The 19,431-nt window shown below is 72.1% G+C and carries 16 protein-coding genes; 13 read left to right on the forward strand and 3 right to left on the reverse strand.

The window, feature by feature from the left end; genetic code table 11:
• The first annotated feature begins 299 nt into the window (after nucleotides 1-299).
• The 4 genes from aspS to OG371_RS30960 all read left to right on the forward strand — a co-directional run bounded on the left by aspS (nucleotide 300) and on the right by OG371_RS30960 (nucleotide 5,633).
• Nucleotides 300-2,078 (forward strand): aspartate--tRNA ligase, encoded by a 1,779-nt coding sequence (gene aspS, locus OG371_RS30945; protein WP_329058978.1) that lies wholly within the window; start codon nucleotides 300-302, stop codon nucleotides 2,076-2,078.
• Nucleotides 2,078-3,019 carry a DUF389 domain-containing protein gene (locus tag OG371_RS30950; RefSeq protein ID WP_329058980.1) on the forward strand — a complete coding sequence of 314 codons (942 nt, stop codon included), beginning with the start codon at nucleotides 2,078-2,080 and terminating at the stop codon, nucleotides 3,017-3,019. Before aspS ends, OG371_RS30950 begins: the two co-directional genes overlap by 1 nt.
• A gap of 315 nt (nucleotides 3,020-3,334) precedes the next feature.
• Nucleotides 3,335-4,516: a phosphotransferase gene (locus tag OG371_RS30955; protein WP_329058982.1), complete on the forward strand. Its 1,182-nt coding sequence runs from the start codon at nucleotides 3,335-3,337 to the stop codon at nucleotides 4,514-4,516.
• 166 nt (nucleotides 4,517-4,682) lie between these two features.
• Complete coding sequence (locus tag OG371_RS30960) at nucleotides 4,683-5,633, forward strand: SGNH/GDSL hydrolase family protein (protein WP_442876188.1); 951 nt, start codon at nucleotides 4,683-4,685, stop codon at nucleotides 5,631-5,633.
• Here the strand turns inward: OG371_RS30960 and OG371_RS30965 are convergent.
• The 3 genes from OG371_RS30965 to OG371_RS30975 all read right to left on the reverse strand — a co-directional run bounded on the left by OG371_RS30965 (nucleotide 5,599) and on the right by OG371_RS30975 (nucleotide 8,361).
• Nucleotides 5,599-6,354, reverse strand: a complete 756-nt coding sequence (locus OG371_RS30965) for a metallophosphoesterase family protein (protein ID WP_329058985.1) — start codon at nucleotides 6,352-6,354, stop codon at nucleotides 5,599-5,601. The two genes, OG371_RS30960 and OG371_RS30965, sit on opposite strands and share 35 nt — an antisense overlap.
• A 61-nt stretch (nucleotides 6,355-6,415) precedes the next feature.
• Nucleotides 6,416-7,618 (reverse strand): cytochrome P450, encoded by a 1,203-nt coding sequence (locus OG371_RS30970; RefSeq protein WP_329058987.1) that lies wholly within the window; start codon nucleotides 7,616-7,618, stop codon nucleotides 6,416-6,418.
• Nucleotides 7,619-7,656: 38 nt separating this feature from the next.
• Entirely contained in the window at nucleotides 7,657-8,361 is a 705-nt protein-coding gene (locus tag OG371_RS30975; RefSeq protein ID WP_329058988.1) for a TetR/AcrR family transcriptional regulator, read from the reverse strand.
• Nucleotides 8,362-8,479: 118 nt separating this feature from the next.
• Between OG371_RS30975 and OG371_RS30980 the strand changes: the two genes are divergently transcribed.
• The 9 genes from OG371_RS30980 to OG371_RS31020 all read left to right on the forward strand — a co-directional run bounded on the left by OG371_RS30980 (nucleotide 8,480) and on the right by OG371_RS31020 (nucleotide 19,397).
• Nucleotides 8,480-9,862 carry a replication-associated recombination protein A gene (locus OG371_RS30980; protein WP_442876009.1) on the forward strand — a complete coding sequence of 461 codons (1,383 nt, stop codon included), beginning with the start codon at nucleotides 8,480-8,482 and terminating at the stop codon, nucleotides 9,860-9,862.
• A 186-nt stretch (nucleotides 9,863-10,048) separates the two neighbouring features.
• The gene (locus OG371_RS30985) at nucleotides 10,049-10,606 is read left to right on the forward strand and encodes a cupin (protein WP_329058993.1); all 558 of its coding nucleotides are present in this window, start codon (nucleotides 10,049-10,051) and stop codon (nucleotides 10,604-10,606) included.
• Between the two features lie 228 nt (nucleotides 10,607-10,834).
• Entirely contained in the window at nucleotides 10,835-11,692 is an 858-nt protein-coding gene (locus OG371_RS30990; RefSeq protein WP_329058995.1) for an NAD(P)-dependent oxidoreductase, read from the forward strand.
• 529 nt (nucleotides 11,693-12,221) lie between these two features.
• Nucleotides 12,222-12,617: a DUF948 domain-containing protein gene (locus tag OG371_RS30995; RefSeq protein ID WP_091618719.1), complete on the forward strand. Its 396-nt coding sequence runs from the start codon at nucleotides 12,222-12,224 to the stop codon at nucleotides 12,615-12,617.
• On the forward strand, nucleotides 12,614-12,919 hold the full coding sequence (locus tag OG371_RS31000) for a hypothetical protein (RefSeq protein WP_329058998.1): 306 nt from the start codon (nucleotides 12,614-12,616) through the stop codon (nucleotides 12,917-12,919). The genes OG371_RS30995 and OG371_RS31000 overlap by 4 nt, the downstream gene beginning before the upstream one ends.
• Nucleotides 12,920-13,027: 108 nt before the next feature.
• Entirely contained in the window at nucleotides 13,028-15,691 is a 2,664-nt protein-coding gene (alaS, locus tag OG371_RS31005) for an alanine--tRNA ligase (protein WP_329059000.1), read from the forward strand.
• The gene (gene ruvX / locus OG371_RS31010) at nucleotides 15,681-16,181 is read left to right on the forward strand and encodes a Holliday junction resolvase RuvX (protein WP_329059001.1); all 501 of its coding nucleotides are present in this window, start codon (nucleotides 15,681-15,683) and stop codon (nucleotides 16,179-16,181) included. Before alaS ends, ruvX begins: the two co-directional genes overlap by 11 nt.
• Complete coding sequence (mltG, locus tag OG371_RS31015) at nucleotides 16,178-18,547, forward strand: endolytic transglycosylase MltG (protein WP_329059003.1); 2,370 nt, start codon at nucleotides 16,178-16,180, stop codon at nucleotides 18,545-18,547. The genes ruvX and mltG overlap by 4 nt, the downstream gene beginning before the upstream one ends.
• Nucleotides 18,548-18,566: 19 nt before the next feature.
• On the forward strand, nucleotides 18,567-19,397 hold the full coding sequence (locus OG371_RS31020) for a shikimate dehydrogenase (protein WP_329073315.1): 831 nt from the start codon (nucleotides 18,567-18,569) through the stop codon (nucleotides 19,395-19,397).
• The last annotated feature ends 34 nt before the right edge of the window (nucleotides 19,398-19,431 follow it).

A 19,431-nucleotide genomic window follows, 5' to 3' on the forward strand; every position in this document is an offset into this window, starting at 1 on the left:
GCGGCACCCTCGCGGCCGTTCCGCTTTTCCGGCCGCTCCGCCGTCTCTGCCGCTCCGCCGTCTCTGCCGCTCCGCCGTCTCTGCCGCTCCGCGGCCGGTGCCCGGCGGCGCCGAAGCGCCCCCAATGTGGCGTTCGGTGCGTTCAACGCAACCAACGCCACATTGGGTGCAGGGAATCCGGCCGGGCCGGGCCGCAGACCGGCCGGACAAGCCTGGTAACACGGCCGCCGGGGCCGTTCGTTAGCCTCTGTGTTCGGCGAAAACCGCCGTGAACCCGTGGGCGAAGGAGAGCAGTCGCAGTGCTCCGCACTCATCAAGCCGGCACCTTGCGTGCCGGGCAGGCCGGTCAGAACGTCACCCTCACCGGCTGGGTGGCCCGGCGGCGCGATCACGGCGGAGTCATCTTCATCGACCTCCGCGATGCCAGCGGCGTCGCCCAGGTGGTGTTCCGCGAGGGGGAGATGGCCGAGCGCGCGCACGCGCTGCGCTCCGAGTTCTGCGTGAAGATCGTCGGCGAGGTCTCGCGGCGGCCCGAGGGCAACACGAACGCCGAGATCCCCACCGGGGAGATCGAGGTGCTCGCCACCGGGCTCGAGGTGCTGTCCGAGGCGGCGCCGCTGCCGTTCCCGATCGACGACCGGGTGGACGTCGGCGAGGAGATCCGGCTCAAGTACCGCTACCTCGACCTGCGCCGCAGTGGGCCGGCCGCCGCGATGCGGCTGCGCAGCGAGGTCAGCCGCACCGCGCGCGAGGTGCTGCACGCGCAGGACTTCGTCGAGGTCGAGACGCCGACGATGACCCGCTCGACCCCCGAGGGCGCGCGAGACTTCCTGGTTCCCGCCCGGCTCAAGCCCGGCTCCTGGTACGCGCTGCCGCAGTCGCCGCAGCTGTTCAAGCAGCTGCTCATGGTCGGCGGCCTGGAGCGGTATTACCAGATCGCCCGCTGCTACCGCGACGAAGACTTCCGCGCCGACCGCCAGCCCGAGTTCACCCAGCTCGACGTCGAGATGAGCTTCGTCGAGCAGGACGACGTGATCGCGCTCGGCGAGGACATCGTCAGCGCGCTGTGGAAGCTGATCGGCCACGAGATCCCGCTGCCGATCCCGCGCATCACCTACCACGAGTCCATGGCGAAGTACGGCTCGGACAAGCCGGACCTTCGCTTCGACCTCGAGATCACCGACATGACGGAGTTCTTCGCCGACACGCCGTTCCGGGTGTTCCAGGCGCCGTACGTCGGCTCGGTCGTGATGGCCGGCGGCGCCGACCAGCCGCGCCGCCAGCTCGACGCGTGGCAGGAGTGGGCGAAGCAGCGCGGCGCCCGCGGCCTCGCGTACATCCTGGTCAACACCGACGGCACGCTCGGCGGGCCGGTCGCGAAGAACCTGTCGGAGACCGAGCGCGAGAACGTCGCGGCCGCGGCCGGCGCGAAGCCCGGCGACTGCATCTTCTTCGCCGCCGGCAAGGCGAGCGCCACGCAGCCGCTGCTCGGCGCCGCGCGCGACGAGATCGGCAAGCGCCTCGGCCTGATCGACGAGGACGCCTGGTCGTTCGTGTGGGTCGTCGACGCGCCGCTGTTCGCGCCGGTCGAGGAGATCGGCGACGACGTGGCCGTCGGCTCCGGCAAGTGGACCGCCGTGCACCACGCGTTCACCTCGCCGACCCCGGAGTGGATCGACAAGTTCGAGTCCGACCCGGGCAGCGCGCTCGCGTACGCCTACGACATCGTCTGCAACGGCAACGAAATCGGCGGCGGCTCGATCCGTATCCACCGCGGCGACGTGCAGAAGCGCGTGTTCCACCTGATGGGCCTGTCCGACGAGGAGGCACAGGAGAAGTTCGGCTTCCTGCTCGACGCCTTCGCGTTCGGCCCGCCGCCGCACGGCGGCATCGCGCTGGGCTGGGACCGCATCGTCATGCTGCTGGCCAAGGCCGACTCGCTGCGCGACGTGATCGCCTTCCCGAAGACCGGCGGCGGCTACGACCCGCTCACGGCCGCCCCGGCGCCGATCACCGCGCAGCAGCGCAAGGAGGCCGGCATCGACGCGAAGCCTGCGCCGCCGGCGCCGCAGGCGTAGTGCTGCACTTGCGGGCGGTGTGCCCGCCGGAGCGGACCGCCGAGGCGGTCGAGTTCCTGCGGGCACACGCCGGCACCGCGCACCTGGTGGTGCACCGCGGGGTCGCCGTCCAGCCGGAAGGCGATCTGATCGAGGCGGACATCGCCCGCGAGGCCGCCGACGAGATCGTCGACGCCCTGTGCGCGCTGCACCTGGACCGTTCCGGCGGCATCACCCTGGAAGCACTGGACACGGCGCTGTCCGACGCGGCCGACGCCGCGGAGGAGGCCGCGCCCGGTGAAGGCGCGGATGCCGTGGTGTGGCAGGAACTGCTGGGCCGCACGGGCGAGGAGTCGCGCTGGAACCTGACGTTCCAGGCGTTCCTGGTGATCGCCTGCCTGCTCGCGGCCGTCGGGGTGGTCACGGACTCGGCGGTCACGATCGTCGGCGCGATGGTGGTGGGGCCCGAATTCGGGCCGCTGGCCGCGATCGCGGTCGGCCTGGTGCTGCGCCGGCGCGATCTGGTCGGCCGGGCCGGCGCGGCGCTGCTGGTCGGCTTCCCGGTCTCGATGGTCATCACCCTCGGCGCGGTCCTGCTGGGCTCGGCGACCGGGATCTTCGATCCTTCGGCGATCGTGGAAAACCACGAGGTCGACTTCGTCTACCAGGTCGGCGTCGCGTCGTTTGTCGTCGCGCTGCTCGCCGGGGCGGCGGGCATGCTGGCGATGACCTCGGCGAAGTCCGCGGCGCTGGTCGGGGTCTTCATCTCGGTGACCACGGTGCCGGCGGCGGGCTACGCGATGGTGGCCGCGGTGGCCGGGCGCTGGGACCGGACCGGCTACTCCGTGCTGCAGCTGCTGGTCAACCTGCTCGGCATCGTGCTCGCCGCGGCCGCGGTTCTCTTGGTGCGTCGTCGCAAACAGCGTTCTTCCGCGCTGCAACGCCCGCTTTCGGCCGGGTGACGCGGCAAACGGGTCAGCCGGCGATCCGGACGCGGTTCGGTGTTTTCCGACTGCTCGTAGTGGGTAAGGAAAAGCGGTGAACGATCGCAGAGAAGTCCCCGCCGCGCCGGTGCCCCAGGCTTCCCGGATCGGTTCAGGCGACCGGCGCGCCAGCGCGAAACCGGGCCCGGTACGGCCATTTCGCTGATCTTTCGCCGCACCGGGCAACGTTGCCGCGTTTTGTCACGTCCGCCTTTCACTATGGGAAGAAGTTCGCGTCCCGCTGCCCGGATCAGTGTGGTCAGGGTTGCTCAGTCACGAGTAGGGTCGGTGCCAATGACAGTCGACACCTCCTCCACCGACGATTCCACCGTCGGTGCGGGAGCCGAGCCCGTCGCCGCGGCGATCGCGGCGGGGGAAAGCGTGTTATCGCGTCGCTTCGGCAGCGCGATCACGCTCGTGTCGCCCGAGGACCTCGCCGGCAGCGGGCCCGCGACGGTGCTGCGGGCGCGGGTCGTCTCCTCGTCCTTCGCGCTGCCGCGCACCTTGGTCATCAAGCACTACCCGGACCCGCCGGAGCCCGGTTACGCCGACCCGTTCGCGCAGGAGGCGGTGAGCTACCAGCTCTTCACCGCGCTCTCGCCGGACGAGCGGATGTGCCCCGAACTGCTCGCGCACGACGGCCGCCAGCGTGTGCTGGTGATCGAGGACCTCGGCCGTGCCCCGACGTTGCAGGACAAGCTCTCCGCGCGTGATTCCCGCGCGGCGGAGCGGGCGCTGCTGTCGTGGGCCCGCTCGCTCGGCCGGCTGCACGCGAGCACCGCGAGCCGCGAGGCCGACTTCAACGCGCTGCTGCGCCGGCTCGGCGGCCCGGTCCGCAACGAGGACAACGACCTCGCCGACACGCTCGACGAGGTCCCTCCGCTGCTGGAGGAACTGCTGGGCATCGTCACGCCGGAGCCGATCCGCGCGCGGGTGGCGGAATCCGTGGCGCTGGCGCGGTCGGCGGCGTTCCGCGCGTTCAGCCCGTCGGAGCTGAGCCCGGAGAACAACCTGGTCACCGGCTCCGGGGTGCGCTTCCTGGACTTCGAACGCGGCCGCGTCCGCACGGCCTTGGTGGACGCGGCGTACCTGCGGCTGCCGTTCGCCTCGTGCGACGACGCGCTGGCGCTGCCCGCGGGCATGAGCGAGGCGATGATCGCCGCGTGGCGCGCCGAGGTGGTCGGCGTGTGGCCGTCCTTCGCCGACGACGAGGAGCTCGCGGCCCAGCTGACGATCAGCGAGCTGCTGCTCGTCTGGCTCATCACCAGCGACATGCTCCCGACCCTGGACCTCACCCGCCACGCGACGCCGGTCAGCCGCGAGGCCGCGCTGGTCACCTGGTGGCGTGAGCTGGCGAAACACGCGGGTTACGCGCGCCTCACGGATATCGCCGAGCACGCCGCCCGCGTGGCCGCCGCGCTGGGCGCCCGGCTCGGCCCGCACGCCGACCTGGCGTTTTACCCCGCCTTTCGCTGACGGCCCCGGGCGCTGACCGTTTCGCGCCGGTAATCCGCTTTCGGCGCGAAAACCCGGGTGGCCGGGTTGTCCTTTCCGCGTGGATGGGGCGGAGACGTGCCAAGAGTTCCCCGCCCCGTCCATGCGGCGTTACCTCACCATCACCGAGGGTGGGTTTCGGTGCCGGATGGTCTTTCGCGTGACCGTGATCAGCGTCCAAGTCACCCAGGCCCCGCCGCCCACCCGGCCGCCGGAGCCCGCTCCGTCGCCGGAACCGCGTGCGCCCGCCTCGCCACGCGAGCCCGCGGCGTCGCGAGAATCCGCCGCGCCGCAAGCGCCTGTCGCACCGCTAGAATCCGTCGCGCCGCTGAAGCACGCGCGGCGCCTTGCCGTGCTCGGCGACTCCACCGCGGTCGGCCTCGGCGACCCGCTGCCGCACCGGGGCGGCTGGCGCGGAGTCGGGCCGCTTGTCGCCGAGGCGCTGGGCGTCGGCGAAGACGGCTACCTCAACCCGTCCTTCACCGGCGCGCGCATGAACTGCGTGCTGTCCCAGCAACTTCCGCTCGTCCTGGCGCACCGGCCGGACGTCGCGCTGATCGTCGTCGGCATGAACGACACCCTGCGCCCGGACTTCAACGCGGAGCAGATCTCCGCCGATCTCACCGAGATCATCCGTACGCTCGCCGCGGTCGGCACCACCGTCGTGCCGGTGCGTTTTCACGACCACGGCAAGGTTTTCCGCCTGCCGCAGTCGCTGAAGCGGGCACTCAGCGCGCGGGTCGCCGAGCTGAACGCGGCCATCGACACCGTCGTCGCCGCCGAGGGCGTGCCCTGCCTCGACCTCGACACGATGCCCGGCGCGTACGACCTCACGGCGTGGAGCGTCGACCGGCTGCACCCCTCGGAACTCGGCCACCGGATGCTCGCGCTCGGGTTCACCGCGCTGCTCGCCGACGCCGGGTTCGCCGTGCCGGAGCCGGTCAGCCTGACCTGCTCGGGCGGCGTGGAGCCGAGCGCGGCGGGGCACTTCGGCTGGCTCGTGCTCAAGGGCGTGCCGTGGCTGTGGCGCCGGGGACGCGAGTTCCTGCCTTACGCCGCGGTGATCATGTGGCGTTCGTTCCGCGGGCACGCGGGCTGAACACCCGCAGCGCTTCGGCGTCCGAGACCGGGTTCCGCACGAAGTAGTCCGCGAACTCGGCGACGTCCTCGTACCCCGATTCCGCGACGAGCTGCCGGCACGCTTCCTCGGCGTCGTAAGGAGTTCGCCGGAGTTCGACGCCGGGGCCGAGCAGCGCCCAGTGCGCACCCGTTGTCCCGTAAGGCATTCCGACGCTGCCGGGGTTGACCACGCGGCGCCGGTCGGCGAGCCGGGTGAACGGCATGTGCGTGTGCCCGCACACCACGGTCGGCGCGGTGACGCCTTCGAACACCTCGGCCCAGCGCGAAAGTGGACTGTCGACGAGCACGACTTCCTCGTCGTCACGCGGGGTTGCGTGACAGAACAGCACTTCGCCGAGCCCGTCGATGTCGAGCGTGACGGTCAGCGGCAGTCCGGCCAGTAGCCGCACCTGGTCCGGCCGCAACTGCGCGGCGGCCCACGGCGCGATCGGGTCCGGGATGTCCGTCGTCCCGCCGCCGGCCAGCGTGACCAGCTCGCGGTCGGCGTTGCCGCGGACCCAGACCGCGCGGTCGCCGAGCGCTACGAGCCGGTCCAGCGTCGCCACCGGCAGCGGTCCCGCCGCGTGGTCGCCGCACAGCACCACGACGTCGGCCGCCTGCACGTCCGGCTCCGCCAGCACCGCGTCGAGCGCGGGCAGCACGCCGTGGATGTCCGAGAGCACCGCGACCGAGGAGGGCATCGGCCCAGCCTGCCCGTCGCGAGGCCGTCGGCGAAGCGTGTTCGCCGACGGCGCAAGGGTTTCAGACCTGAAGCGGCAGCACCTTCACCCCGGTCATGGCGGGATTGGGCTGGAACGTCGGTGGCTCGCCCGGGATCGTGCGCAGCGACGGGTACCGGTCGAGCAGGATGTCCAGCGCGACCCGGCCTTCCAACCGCGCGAGCGGCGCGCCGATGCAGGTGTGGATGCCGTGGCTGAACGCCAGGTGCTTGGTGTCCGCGCGGGCCGGGTCGAACACGTCGGGCTCGGCGAAGTGCCGCGCGTCGCGGTTGGCCGCGGCGACCCAGACCAGCAGCATCCGGTCCGCGGGGATCGTCGAGCCGCCCAGCTCCACCTCCTTGGTGGTGACGCGGGCGACGGCCGAGAACGGCGAAAGGAACCGCAGCGACTCCTCGATCACCGGGGGCACCAGCGCGCGGTCGGCGCGGACCCGCTCGGCCCACTCTCCGAATGCGTCGAGGCACAGCACCGTGTTGCCCAGCAGCATGGTGGTGGTGATGTGCCCGGCGATCAGCAGCACGTTCGCGAAGTTGACGATCTCCGTGCGGTTGAGCCGCTCGCCGTCGACCTCGGCCTCGACCAGCTTGGTGAGCAGGTCCTCCCGCGGGTGCCGGCGCCGTTCGTCGGCGTGCTTGCCCAGGTACTCGGTGAAGTTGCGGGTGACCCGGATCTGCTCCTTGGCTACCTTCTTCTGCTCCTCGGTCTGCTCGCCGACGGAGATCTGGCCGGTGCTGCTGAACAGCTCGTCCACCCAGCTCCGGAACAGCTCGCGGTCACTGGCCGGCACCCCGAGCAGCTCGGCGATCACGATCACCGGCAGCGGGTAGAACAGGTCCTCCACCAGCTCCAGCCGGTCGCGCCCGGCCACGGCGTCGAGCAGCTCGCGGGTGAGCTGCCCGATCCGCGGCTCGAGGTCCGCCACCACCTTCGGCGTGAACGCGCGGCTGACCAGCTTGCGCATCTTGTTGTGCAGCGGCGGGTCCAGCTGCAGCAGGCTGCCCTCGCTCAGCTCGGCGACGTCCGCCTTCGACTCCGCCGGCACCAGCCGCGTGGTGTCGGACGAGAACGTGGCCGGGTCGCTCAGCACCTGGTGCGCCTCGGCGTACCCGTAGATGTTCCAGGTGCCCAGCTCCTCCTTGAATTCCACCGGGCTGGTCGGCTGGACCCCGCGCAACCAGAACTGGTCGTGGTGGACGGCCCAGGTCGGCGGGAGTGTGGTGGTCATGGTCGCTGGTTCCCCTTCCCGTTGCCGGCGCGCCGGGATCAGCCGGGCGCCGTGGCGGATTCGCCGGTGTAGATGACCGCGCGGCAGGCCGAGACGTAGGCCTCGGACACCGAGCGGAGTTCGGTGGCCGCCGCTTCGACGGCGGCGGGATCGGGCTCGCCGGGCGGCTCGAAAGCGGCCTGGACGACCCTGGCCATCGCGTCGGCCCGGTCCTCGGCGGTGAGGCCGGGCCGGGCGGCGTCGGTGTTCTGCTGCAGGTAGAAGCCGATGCTCGCGGCGCTGACGGCGTACGTCAGGTCCGGCACGTCGGCCCGCAGCAGCCCGTTGCGGACGAACACCTCGAACGTCCCGTCGGTCGCCGCCACCCCGGCCGTGCGCGTCTCGAACGCCGCGTCCGAATAGCGGCCCAGCAGGTCGGCGTCGTTCGTGAGCATGGCCGAGAGCAGCGGGTCGCCGACCACGTCGAGGAACATGCCCCGCAGGTAACGGTGCGGCACGGCCTCCGCGGGGTCGGCGCGCAGCCGGGCGACGGTCCGGTCGAGGAGGTCGGCCGCGGCGCGCGTGAGCAGCGCTTCGAACAGCGCGTCCTTGGTGCGCCAGTGCAGGTAGACGGTGCCCTTGCCGATGCCGGCCCGGCGCGCGACGTCGTCGATCGTCACCTTGCGCGAGCCCCAGCGCACGAGCAGCTCGGAGGCGGCGTCGAGGATCCGGTCGGCGCGGTCGTGGTTCGGGTGTCCCGGCATGGCTCCATCCAGCGTTTGACTCTTTGACCAGATTTGCTGATCCGGTCAAACTACGGTAGCGCAGGAGATCCGGGCCGGGCAAGCGGTCTTGTCGGTGGGGTCGGTTACCGTCATCCGGGTGGCAGCACAGGACGAACTCTTCACGGTGAACCCCGATGTGGGGCCGCCCCCGGAGCCCACCGGGTCCAACCGGGTGGAACCGCAGGCCGACCCCGCGAGCTCGCCGCTCGCGGTGCGGATGCGGCCGCGCACGCTCGACGAGGTCGTCGGCCAGCAGCACCTGCTGCGCGAGGGCGCGCCGCTGCGCCGGCTGGTCGAGGGCGCGGCGCCCGCGTCCGTGCTGCTGTACGGCCCGCCCGGCACGGGCAAGACCACGCTGGCCAACCTGGTTTCGATCGCCACCGGCCGCCGGTTCGTCGCGATGTCCGCGCTGTCGGCGGGGGTCAAGGAGGTGCGCGGCGTCATCGAGGAGGCCCGCCGCCGCCGGAGCTACAACGCCGAGAACACCGTGCTGTTCATCGACGAGGTGCACCGGTTTTCCAAGACGCAGCAGGACGCGTTGCTCGGCGCGGTCGAGGACCGCACGGTGCTGCTGGTGGCGGCCACCACGGAGAACCCGTCGTTCTCGGTGGTTTCGCCGCTGCTGTCGCGCTCGCTGGTCCTGCAACTGCGGCCGTTGACCGACGAGGACATCGTGCGGCTGCTGGAGCGCGCGCTGTCCGACGAGCGTGGCCTCGGCGGCGAGCTGGCCCTCACGGACGAGGCGCGCGACCACCTGGTGCGCCTCGCGGGCGGCGACGCGCGGCGGGCGCTCACCGCGCTGGAGGCGGCAGCCGACGCCGCGAGCGCCACCGAGCACAAGACCATCGACCTGCCCATCGTCGAGTCCACTGTGGACAAAGCGGCGGTGCGCTACGACCGCGACGGCGACCAGCACTACGACGTGATCAGCGCGTTCATCAAGTCGATCCGCGGCTCCGACGTGGATGCCGCGCTGCACTACCTGGCCCGGATGATCGAAGCGGGGGAGGACCCGCGGTTCCTCGCCCGCCGGCTCGTGGTGCACGCGAGCGAGGACATCGGCATGGCCGACCCGACGGCGCTGCAGGCGGCCGTCGCGGCCTCGCACGCCGTGCAGTTCATCGGCATGCCAGAGGGCCGTCTCGCGCTCGCGCAGGCCACCATCCACCTGGCCACCGCCCCGAAGTCCAACGCCGTGGTCACCGCGATCGACTCGGCCCTGGCCGATGTCCGCTCAGGCGCGATCGGCACCGTCCCCCCACACCTGCGCGACGGGCACTACGCGGGCGCGAAAAAACTCGGCAACGCCGAGGGCTACCGCTACCCGCACAGCGTGCCCGAGGGCGTGCTGACCCAGCAGTATCCCCCGGACGAACTGGTAGGCCGCGACTACTACGAACCCACCCAACGCGGCGGCGAACGTCCCTTGGCCGAGCGCGTCCCGCGGTTGCGGCGCACCATCCGGGGTGAGCGCCAGTAAGTTCTTGTTGCGGCTGTGGCACACCGCCCGCGGCGAGCGCCAGTAGTTCCCGCGGGCTGAAACTTCCGTGAGCGTCGCCACGTTCTCCCGTAGAACGGTGGTTGCGGGAATGCGCGGCCCGCCGGCTCGGGTTGTTGCGTGGCAACCGGGGTCGGCGCGAAGGGGACTTCGGTGCGAGGGGGAGTGATGACGCTTCTGACGGTGTGGCCGGACGACCAGCCCGGGCACGTGCTGCTGCGGACCGAGGACACGGGGACGATCACGGTCGAGTTGAAGCGGCACGGCGTCGGGTTCGCCCGCTGGCCACTGGCCGGCCTGGCTGCGGACGCCGGCGAGGCCGAAGTACTGGCCGGCTACCGCGACCACCTCGACGGCCTCACCGCCGCCGTCGGCTACCACTCGGTGGACGTAGTCCGCGGCGACACCCCACCGGCCGTCGCCGAACGCAGCTCCGGCACCGACGAGGACCGTTTCTTCGTGAGCGGCTCGGCGGTCTGGTACGTGCACGCGGGCCGCTGGGTGCACGCCGTCCTGTGCGAGCCGGGCGACCTCCTGACCATCCCGGCCCACACCCGCCACTGGCACGACGGCGGCGAACGTCCCGGCCACGTCACCATCCGCGTCCGCCACCCGGCCCCAGCCACCACCGCCCCACCCGAGTCCTCGCTCCACCCATCTGATTTCCCTGGCTTCGACGCACTGGTCGCCGACCGCGCCACAGGCTGGCCCGCCCTCACTCGCTGATCCACACACCGCGGCCTTGCCCTTCGGCGCCGAAGGGCCCTGAAGGCCACCATGAGAGACCTGGATGCCCTGAAGGCCACCTTCAGGGACGTGCGTGCCCTCATGGTGGCCTTCAGGGACCTGGATGCCCTCATGGTGGCCTTCAGAGACTTCGTGGCCAGGAAATGGCTGAGCCGCACGGTGAACGGCCGGCTGCGGAGCGGGTCGGGCAGGGGCACGATGGAGGGCATGACCACAGTCGCTTTCCTGGGCACCGGGATCATGGGCCTGCCGATGGCCGCCAACCTCGCCCGTGCCGGGCACGACGTGCGGGCGTGGAACCGCACTCGCGCCAAGGCCGAGCCGCTTGCCGCGGAGGGGGCGACCGTTGTCGCGTCGCCAGGGGAGGCGGTGGCTGGGGCCGATGTCGTCGTCACGATGCTCGCGGACGGTCCGACGGTCGCCGAGGTCTTCGCTGCCGCCGGCGTCGCGCCGGGGACTCTGTGGTTGCAGACCAGCACCGTCGGGATCGAGTGGGCCGGGAAGCTCGCCGAGGCGGCGGAACGGGCGGGCGTCGTTTTCGTCGACTGTCCCGTGATGGGCACCAAGATCCCGGCCGAACAAGCAAAACTGCAAGTCCTCGCCGCCGGCCCGGACGACGCCCGCGAACAGGCCACGACGGTCTTCGACGCCATCGCCTCGACCACCCGCTGGCTCGGCTCGGCCCCCGGCACCGCCTCCCGGCTCAAGCTCGTGATGAACGGCTGGGTCCTCGCCCTGACCAACGCCACCGCGGAAAGCCTCGCGCTCGCCAATGCGCTCGACCTCGACCCGTCGCTGTTCTTCGACGTGATGACCGGCACGGGCTTCGACGTCGGCTACTCGCGCATGAAAGGCCCCCTCATGCTTTCCGGCGACTACCCGGCGTCATTCCCGGCTTCGCTGGCCGCCAAGGACGCGCGCCTGGTGGTGGAAGCCGCCGGCGACACGATCGACGTCGCGGGCGCGAAGGCCGCGCTGGCCCACCTCGAAACGGCCATCGCCGCCGGGCACGGCGAGGAGGACATGGCCGTGCTCTACCGCGCCGTCACGAAGGAAGACCAGTAGGCCGCAGCCGCAGCCGCCACCGGACCGGCTGTCCACAGTGGTCCGGCCAGGCACCGCCAGACCCGGCAAGCCCGCCGCCAGGGGGGCGGGGTCCAGCGAGGCCCGCGGCAAGCTCGGGCGAGGCGCCGCAAGACGCGGCAAGCCCGCTGGGGCCCGGCCCGGTCCGGCAGGGCCCCGGGCCGAGGCCCGGCGGGGAGCTGGGCCTCGGCCCGGCAAGGGCCCGGGCGAGGTCCGGCAGGGGGTCGGGGCGAAGGCCTGGCGAGACCAGCCCAAGGTCCGGAAAGGCCCCAGCCCAAGGTCCGGCAACCCCCTCCACACCCCCGCCGCGAGACCCCTCCCGCCCCCACCAGCAACCAGCACCTCCCCGGCGATCAACCGATCCCTTTTCGCCCACGACGCCCAGTCCCGCCGCAGGTCGGGAACGGGCTGGCTGCGCTGAGTGACCGACGGGCGGGGCGACACCGCCGAACGGCTGGCCAGGCGGTAACCTCACTGGCACCGAAGACCGCGCAACCCCCGAGGAGGGCCCGTGTCGGCAGGGCAGATCGCCGCGCTGATCGCCGCAGGAGCATTCGTAGTGCTGGTCTTGCTGCTGGCGATCCCGCTGCTCAAGCTCGGCCGCACGCTGGACGAGGCGACCATCGCCATCCGGAAGGCCCACGAGAGCAGCGACCCGATCCTGCTGGGCGCGAACGAGACCATCACGCACGTGAACACCCAGCTCGAGCGCGTGGACGGGATCACCGCGAACGCGCAGGCCGTGACCGGCAACGTTTCGGCGTTGTCGTCGGTGTTCACCGCGACGCTCGGCGGCCCGCTGGTGAAGGTCGCGGCGCTGTCCTACGGGCTGAGCAAGGCGGTCCGCGCGCGGCGCCGGAAGCAGGAAGCCAAGGCCGCGGCCCCGGCCCGCCGGAGGAAGAAGTGAAGCGGCTGTTCTGGCTCGGCGTCGGCGTGGTGACCGGGGTCGTGCTGTCCCGCAAGGCGGCCGAAACGGCTCGTCAGGCCACTCCGGCCGGGTTAGCATCGAACCTGGGCGACGCCGTGCGCGAGCTGGCCGGCGCCGTCGGCTCGTTCGGCGCCGAGGTGCGCGCCGGGATGAGCGAGCGGGAACAGGAGCTGCACGACATGGTCGAGGAACGGTCCGGAGTCGTTGCGCCGCAAGGTGCCGCGGGCCGGCACGCCGCCGCCCAGCGGCCCGCCCGGCGAGCTCGCCGGGCGGAGGGCTGACCTCGTCGCGTCCCCGCGCGAGAGCGGCGCCCTCCGCCGTCGCCGCCTCCCCGTCTATCGGCGTGGTGCGTCCGCTCGGACCCGCGCCCCCAGTACAAGGAATGACCCGTGGACACACACGAAATCACCGATCGCTTCCTGCGCCATTTCGAGGGCAGGGGCCACACCCGCGTGCCCAGCGCGCCGCTGATCCTCGACGATCCGAACCTGCTGTTCGTCAACGCGGGCATGGTGCAGTTCAAGCCCTACTTCCTCGGTGAGGCCCCGCCGCCGTACCCGCGCGCGACCAGCGTGCAGAAGTGCGTGCGCACGCCGGACATCGACGAGGTCGGCAAGACCACCCGGCACAACACGTTCTTCCAGATGGCCGGCAACTTCTCCTTCGGCGATTACTTCAAGGAAGGCGCGATCGCCAACGCTTGGGAGCTGATCACCAAGTCCCAGGACGACGGCGGCTTCGGCCTCGACCCGGACCGGATCTGGGCGACCGTCTACGAGGGCGACGCCGAGGCGGCCGGGCTGTGGCGCAAGCTCACCGGCCTGCCGGGCGAGCGCATCCAGGTCCGCGACGGCAAGGACAACTACTGGGACATGGGCGTGCCCGGCCCCGGCGGCCCCTGCTCGGAGATCTACTACGACCGCGGCCCGGCGTACGGCCGCGAGGGCGGCCCGGTGGCCGACGAGGACCGCTACATCGAGATCTGGAACCTCGTGTTCATGCAGGACGTCCGCGGCGAGCAGAGCCCGAAGCTGGGCTTCCCGCCGGTCGGCGAGCTGCCGAAGAAGAACATCGACACGGGCATGGGCGTCGAGCGCGTCGCGACGATCCTGCAGGGCGTCGAGAACGTCTACGAGACCGACCTGGTGCGCCCGGTGATCGGCCGCGCCGAGGAGTTCTCCGGCCGCCGCTACGGCGCGAACCACGCCGACGACGTCCGCTTCCGCGTGATCGCCGACCACGCCCGCACCGGCGTCATGCTGATCGGCGACGGCGTCACCCCGGGCAACGACGGCCGCGGCTACGTGCTGCGCCGGCTGCTGCGCCGCATCGTCCGCTCCACCCGCCTGCTGGGCGTGCAGGAGCCGGTGCTGCAGGCGTTCGCCGAGGTCGTGCGCGACACCATGGGCCCGACCTACTCCGAGCTGGTCAGCGGCTTCGACCGGATCTCCGAGGTCGTGCGCGTGGAGGAGGAGGCGTTCCTCGCCACCCTGACCAGCGGCTCGCGCATCTTCGACCTCGCCGCGGCCGAGACCAAGCGCGACGGCGGCGACGTGCTGGCCGGGGACAAGGCGTTCCAGCTGCACGACACCTACGGCTTCCCGATCGACCTGACCCTCGAGATGGCGTCCGAGCAGGGCCTGAGCGTCGACGAGGCGGGCTTCCGCACGCTGATGGACGAGCAACGCAAGCGCGCGAAGGCCGACGCGGCGACGCGCAAGAGCGGCCACGGCGACCTGTCCGAGTACCGCAAGGTGCTGGAGCAGCACGGCGAAACCGAGTTCCTGGGCTACACCGAGCTGCAGGCGTCCGCGAAGGTCGTCGGCCTGCTCGAGGACGGCCTGCCGGTGCGCAGCGTCGCCGAGGGCCACAAGGCCGAGCTGGTGCTCGACCGCACGCCGTTCTACGCCGAGAGCGGCGGCCAGGTCGCCGACACCGGCGTGCTGATCGGCGACGGCGTCGAGCTGAAGGTGCTCGACGTGCAGAAGATCGTGCCGGGCCTGTTCGTGCACCGCGTGGAGGTCGTCGCGGGCGAGGTCGGGCTGGACACGGAGGTCACCGGCTCGGTCGACGGGCACCGGCGGCTCTCGATCGAGCGCTCGCACTCCGCGACGCACCTGGTGCACGCGGCCGTGCGCGGCGCGTACGGCAAGCGCGCTGCGCAGGCCGGCTCGCTGAACTCGCCGGGCCGGATGCGCTTCGACTTCACCACGCCCGGCGCGGTTTCGGCCGACATCCTCACCGAGGTCGAGGAGGAGGTCAACGAGTACCTCCAGACCGACGTCGAGGTCCAGAACTACGTCACCACCAAGGACAAGGCGCTCGAGCTGGGCGCGGTCGCGCTGTTCGGCGAGAAGTACGGCAACGACGTGCGCGTGGTCGACATGGGCGACTACTCGCGTGAGCTGTGCGGCGGCACGCACGTGGACCGCATCGGCCAGCTCGGCCTGGTGAAGCTGGTGTCGGACTCCTCGATCGGCTCCGGCGTGCACCGCGTCGAGGCGCTGGTGGGGCCGGACGCGCTGAAGTACGTCCGCAAGGAGCAGCTGCTCGTTTCGCAGCTGGCGAACACCTTCAAGGTGCCTTCGGACCAGCTGCCCTCGCGCATCGAGGACGTGCTGACCCGGCTGAAGAACGCGGAGAAGGAGATCGAGCAGCTGCGCACGCAGCAGGTGCTCGGCTCGGCCGGCGCGCTCGCGGACAAGGCCCAGGACGCGGGCGGCGTCTCGGTGGTCGCCGAGGTCGTGCCCGACGTGGACGGCAACGGCCTGCGCGCACTGGCCTCCGACATCCGCGGCCGGCTCGGCGAGCGGCCCGGGGTGGTGGCGCTGTTCGCGCCGTCCGGCGACAAGGTCGCGTTCGTCGTGGCCACCACGGCGGCGGCGCGCGACAAGGGCATCGCCGCGGGCAAGCTCGTGCCGTCGTTCGCCGGTGCCATCGGCGGACGTGGCGGCGGCAAGCCCGACATGGCCCAGGGTGGCGGCAGCAACCCGGGCGGGGCGCAGGCGGCCGTGACGGCCCTGCGCGCGGCGGTCGCCGACGTTGCCCAGTAGACCCCAGCGGGGCCCGGATCGGCCGGATGCGTCCGGTCCGGGCCGGGGCAGGCGGCTCGGGGTCGATGTCGGCTCTGTCCGGGTAGGGGTGGCGCTCAGCGATCCCGCCCCCATTCTCGCGAGCCCGCTCGTTACCCTCTCCCGTGATGCGAAGGACGACAGCGATCTGGACCGGCTTGCCGAACTCGTCACCGAACACGAGGTGGTCGAGGTGATTGTGGGCCTCCCGAGGACGTTGGCGAACCGGCAGGGACCGGCCGCGCAGATTGCCGTGGAGTACGCGGACAAGCTGGCGGCGCGGCTCGGCGACGTGCCGGTGCGCCTCGGCGACGAGCGGTTGACGACGGTCACCGCGTCCCGGATGCTCTCCCAGCGGGGGGTCAAGGGACGTAAGCAGCGAGCGGTGGTCGACCAGGCCGCCGCCGTCGAGATCCTGCAGGCCTGGCTCGACGCCGCCGCCGCGCAGCGCGCCCGGAAAGGCGAGTCATGACCGAGCCCCGCGGTCCCGAGGAAGAACGCGGCCGCCGTCGGCTGCGCGGCACCGAGCCGCCCGCCGGCGACGCCCCCCGTCGCGCCCGCCGCACGCCGCCGCGCCCGTCGGGATCCCACGAGCTGCCCCCGCCGCCGGCACGCCCGCGCCGCGGCCAGCCCGCCGAGCCGTACGACGCCGCGCCGCCCGCCGCGAGGCCTCCTCGCCGCCGCCGCGAGGAGGCCGACGAGCTGCCTCCGCAGCCGTCCCAGCCTCCGCCGGGCCGACGCCGTCGTCGCGAGGAGCCTGCTCTGCCTCCTGCGGATGCGGCTCCTGCACCGGGTCGCCGTCGTCGTGAGGACGCCGAGCTGCCGGACGTGCCGCCGTCGCCGGGCCGTCGCCGTCGTAGCGACGCCGCGGATCTGCCTCCGTCGGATGCGCCCGGTCGCCGCCGTGCGGACGCGCCGGACTTGCCTCCGCCCGACGGTCCTGCCCCGGTAGGCCGTCGTCGTGCTGATGCCGATGTGCCGCCTGCTCCGGGACGTCGCCGTCGTGACGAGCTCCCTCAGCCGTCGGGCGACCCCCTTGCTGACGCGCCGTCGCCGCGTCGCCGCCGTCGTGCCGACACCGGCGATGTGCCGCTGCCCGGTGAGGCGCCGCCCGCCGGACGTCGTCGCCGCGCCGACGCCGGTGACCCGCCGCCTGGGGACCCGCGCCTGGCCGCCGGTCCGCCGCCGCGCCGTCGCGATCCCGGTGACCCCTCGATGCCGCCGGACCCGAGGCTGCGTCGCGATCCTGGCGAGCCTTCGATGCCGCCGGACCCGCGGTTTGCCGGTCCCGTCGACGGCTCGATGCCACCCGACCCACGACTGAACCGCGGTGGCGATCCGTCGATGCCGCCGGACCCGCGGCTGCGCCGTGACCCTGGTGACCCCTCGATGCCGCCCGACCCGCGGTTCGCCGGGCCGGTGGACGGTTCCATGCCGCCGGACCCGAGGTTCACCCCGCCGCGACGGCGCCGTCCCGAGCCGCCGCGGCCGGTGGAGAACCCGACCGACGTCATCCCCGCCGTCTCCGAGCCGGAGTCCGTTCCGGCGGAGCACGGCACGCAGATCGACGGCCTCTTCGGCGACGACGAAGAGTACGAAGGCGAGTACGACGACTACGAGGACTACGAGGACGAGTACGAGGAAGACGAGGAGTCGCACGAGGAACCGGCCGAGGAGAAGCCCGGCCGCGGCAAAAAGGCCAAGGCCAAGCGCAAGGGCCGCAAGCGCAAGCGGGCACTCGGCTGGGTCGCGGCCCTGACCGTGCTCGTGCTGCTCGCCGGCGGCGCCTGGTTCGGCTACCAGAAGATCTTCGGCTACGCGGACTACGACGGCTCCGGTGAGGGCAGCACCCTCGTCCAGATCGACGACGGCGACACCACGACCGCGATCGGCACGAAGCTGACCGACGCCGGGGTGGTCGCGAGCGCCAAGGCGTTTGTCAAGGCCGGCGCGGACAACACCGCGCTCAACCGCATCCAGCACGGCTACTACGTGCTCAAGCAGCACATGTCGGGCGCGAGCGCGGTGGAGATGATCACCGCGCCGTCGTCGCAGGTCGGCCGGCTGGAGATCCGCCCGTACACGCAGTTCGACGACATCAAGCAGCCCGGCGGCAAGGTCACCCCGGGTGTGTTCAGCCTGATGTCGAAGGCCTCCTGCGCGGACCTGAACGGCAAGAACACCTGCATCTCGGTCGACGAGCTGCGCAAGACCGTGGCGAACGGCGACCTCAAGGCGTTCGGCGTGCCGGACTGGGCGCTGGAGCCCGCGGACAAGGCGCTGAGCAAGGACAAGCGCCTCGAAGGCCTGATCGCGGCCGGCGTCTACGACGTCAAGCCCGGCTGGACCGCGACCGAGCTGATCACCAACCTGGTGCACCAGTCGGCCGACGCGCTCCAGGCCGCGGGGCTGACCGCGCAGAAGGCCGGGCCGGGCATGACGCCGTACCAGACGCTGATCATCGCGTCGCTGGTCGAGCGCGAGGCGGTGAAGTCCGACTTCGGCAAGATCTCGCGGGTCATCTACAACCGGCTCGCCCAGAAGGCGCGCCTGCAGCTGGACTCGACCGTCAACTACCCGCTCGACCAGCCCACGTTGAAGACGAGTGACGAAGACCGGAACCGGCCCGGGCCCTACAACACCTACACGATGACCGGGCTCACCCCCACCCCGATCGCGGTGCCGAGCACCGACGCCATCGCCGTGGCGCTGAACCCGCCGCCGGGGGACTGGATGTACTTCGTCAAGTGCGAGGCGAACGGCCAGTCCTGCTTCGCCGTGACGTACGCCGACCACCAGAAGAACGTGCACGAGGCGCAGGCAAAAGGTGTCTTCTGACGTCGTCCGCAAGGCCGCGGTGCTCGGCCGCCCGGTGGCGCACTCGCTGTCACCGGTGCTGCACGAGGCCGCGTTCCGGGCGCTGGGCCTGACCGGCTGGACGTACGAGCAGATCGAGACCGGCGCCGAAGAGCTGCCCGCGCTCGTGGACGGCCTCGGCCCGGAGTGGGTCGGGCTGTCGGTGACGATGCCGGGCAAACGGGCTGCGCTCGACCACGCCACGGAGGTCACCGATCGGGCGGCGGCCGTCGGCGCGGCGAACACGCTGGTGCGTGTTCCCGGTGGGTGGCTCGCCGACTGCACGGACGTCGACGGTGTCACGGGTGCGCTGCGGGCCGGTGGCGGGTACACGCCCTCGCCCGGTGACCGTGCCGTGGTGCTCGGTGCCGGGGGCACGGCGGCGGCCGCGGTCGTGGGGCTCGCGGCGCTCGGCGTCACCGTGGTCAGCCTGGTCGTGCGCGAGCCGGCGCGGGCGGGGGAGACGCTCGGCGCGGCCGAGCGCGCGGGCCTCGACGTGGACGTGCGACGTTGGTCCGAAGTGGACTTCACCGCGCTGGCAGCGCGCACGGCCGTGCTGGTGAGCACCGTGCCGCCGGAAGCCGTGCTGCCGCACGTGCCCGCGCTCGCGGCGGTGCCCTGCGTGCTCGACGTGATCTACCACCCGTGGCCGACCCCGCTGGCCGAGGCCGTCGACAAGCGCGGCGGGCGGCTCGCCACCGGGCTGGACATGTTGCTGCACCAGGCTTTCGGCCAGGCCGAGCACTTCACCGGGCGCCCCGCGCCCCGGGCCGAGATGCGGGACGCCCTGCACACGGCCACCGGCGGCCTGGTGCCGTTGCATCTCGCTTGATATCCTGGCCGACTGTCTTCCGCACGTCTGAGGG

The sequence above is a fragment of the Amycolatopsis sp. NBC_01480 genome (genome assembly GCF_036227205.1).
Taxonomy (GTDB): Bacteria; Actinomycetota; Actinomycetes; order Mycobacteriales; family Pseudonocardiaceae; genus Amycolatopsis.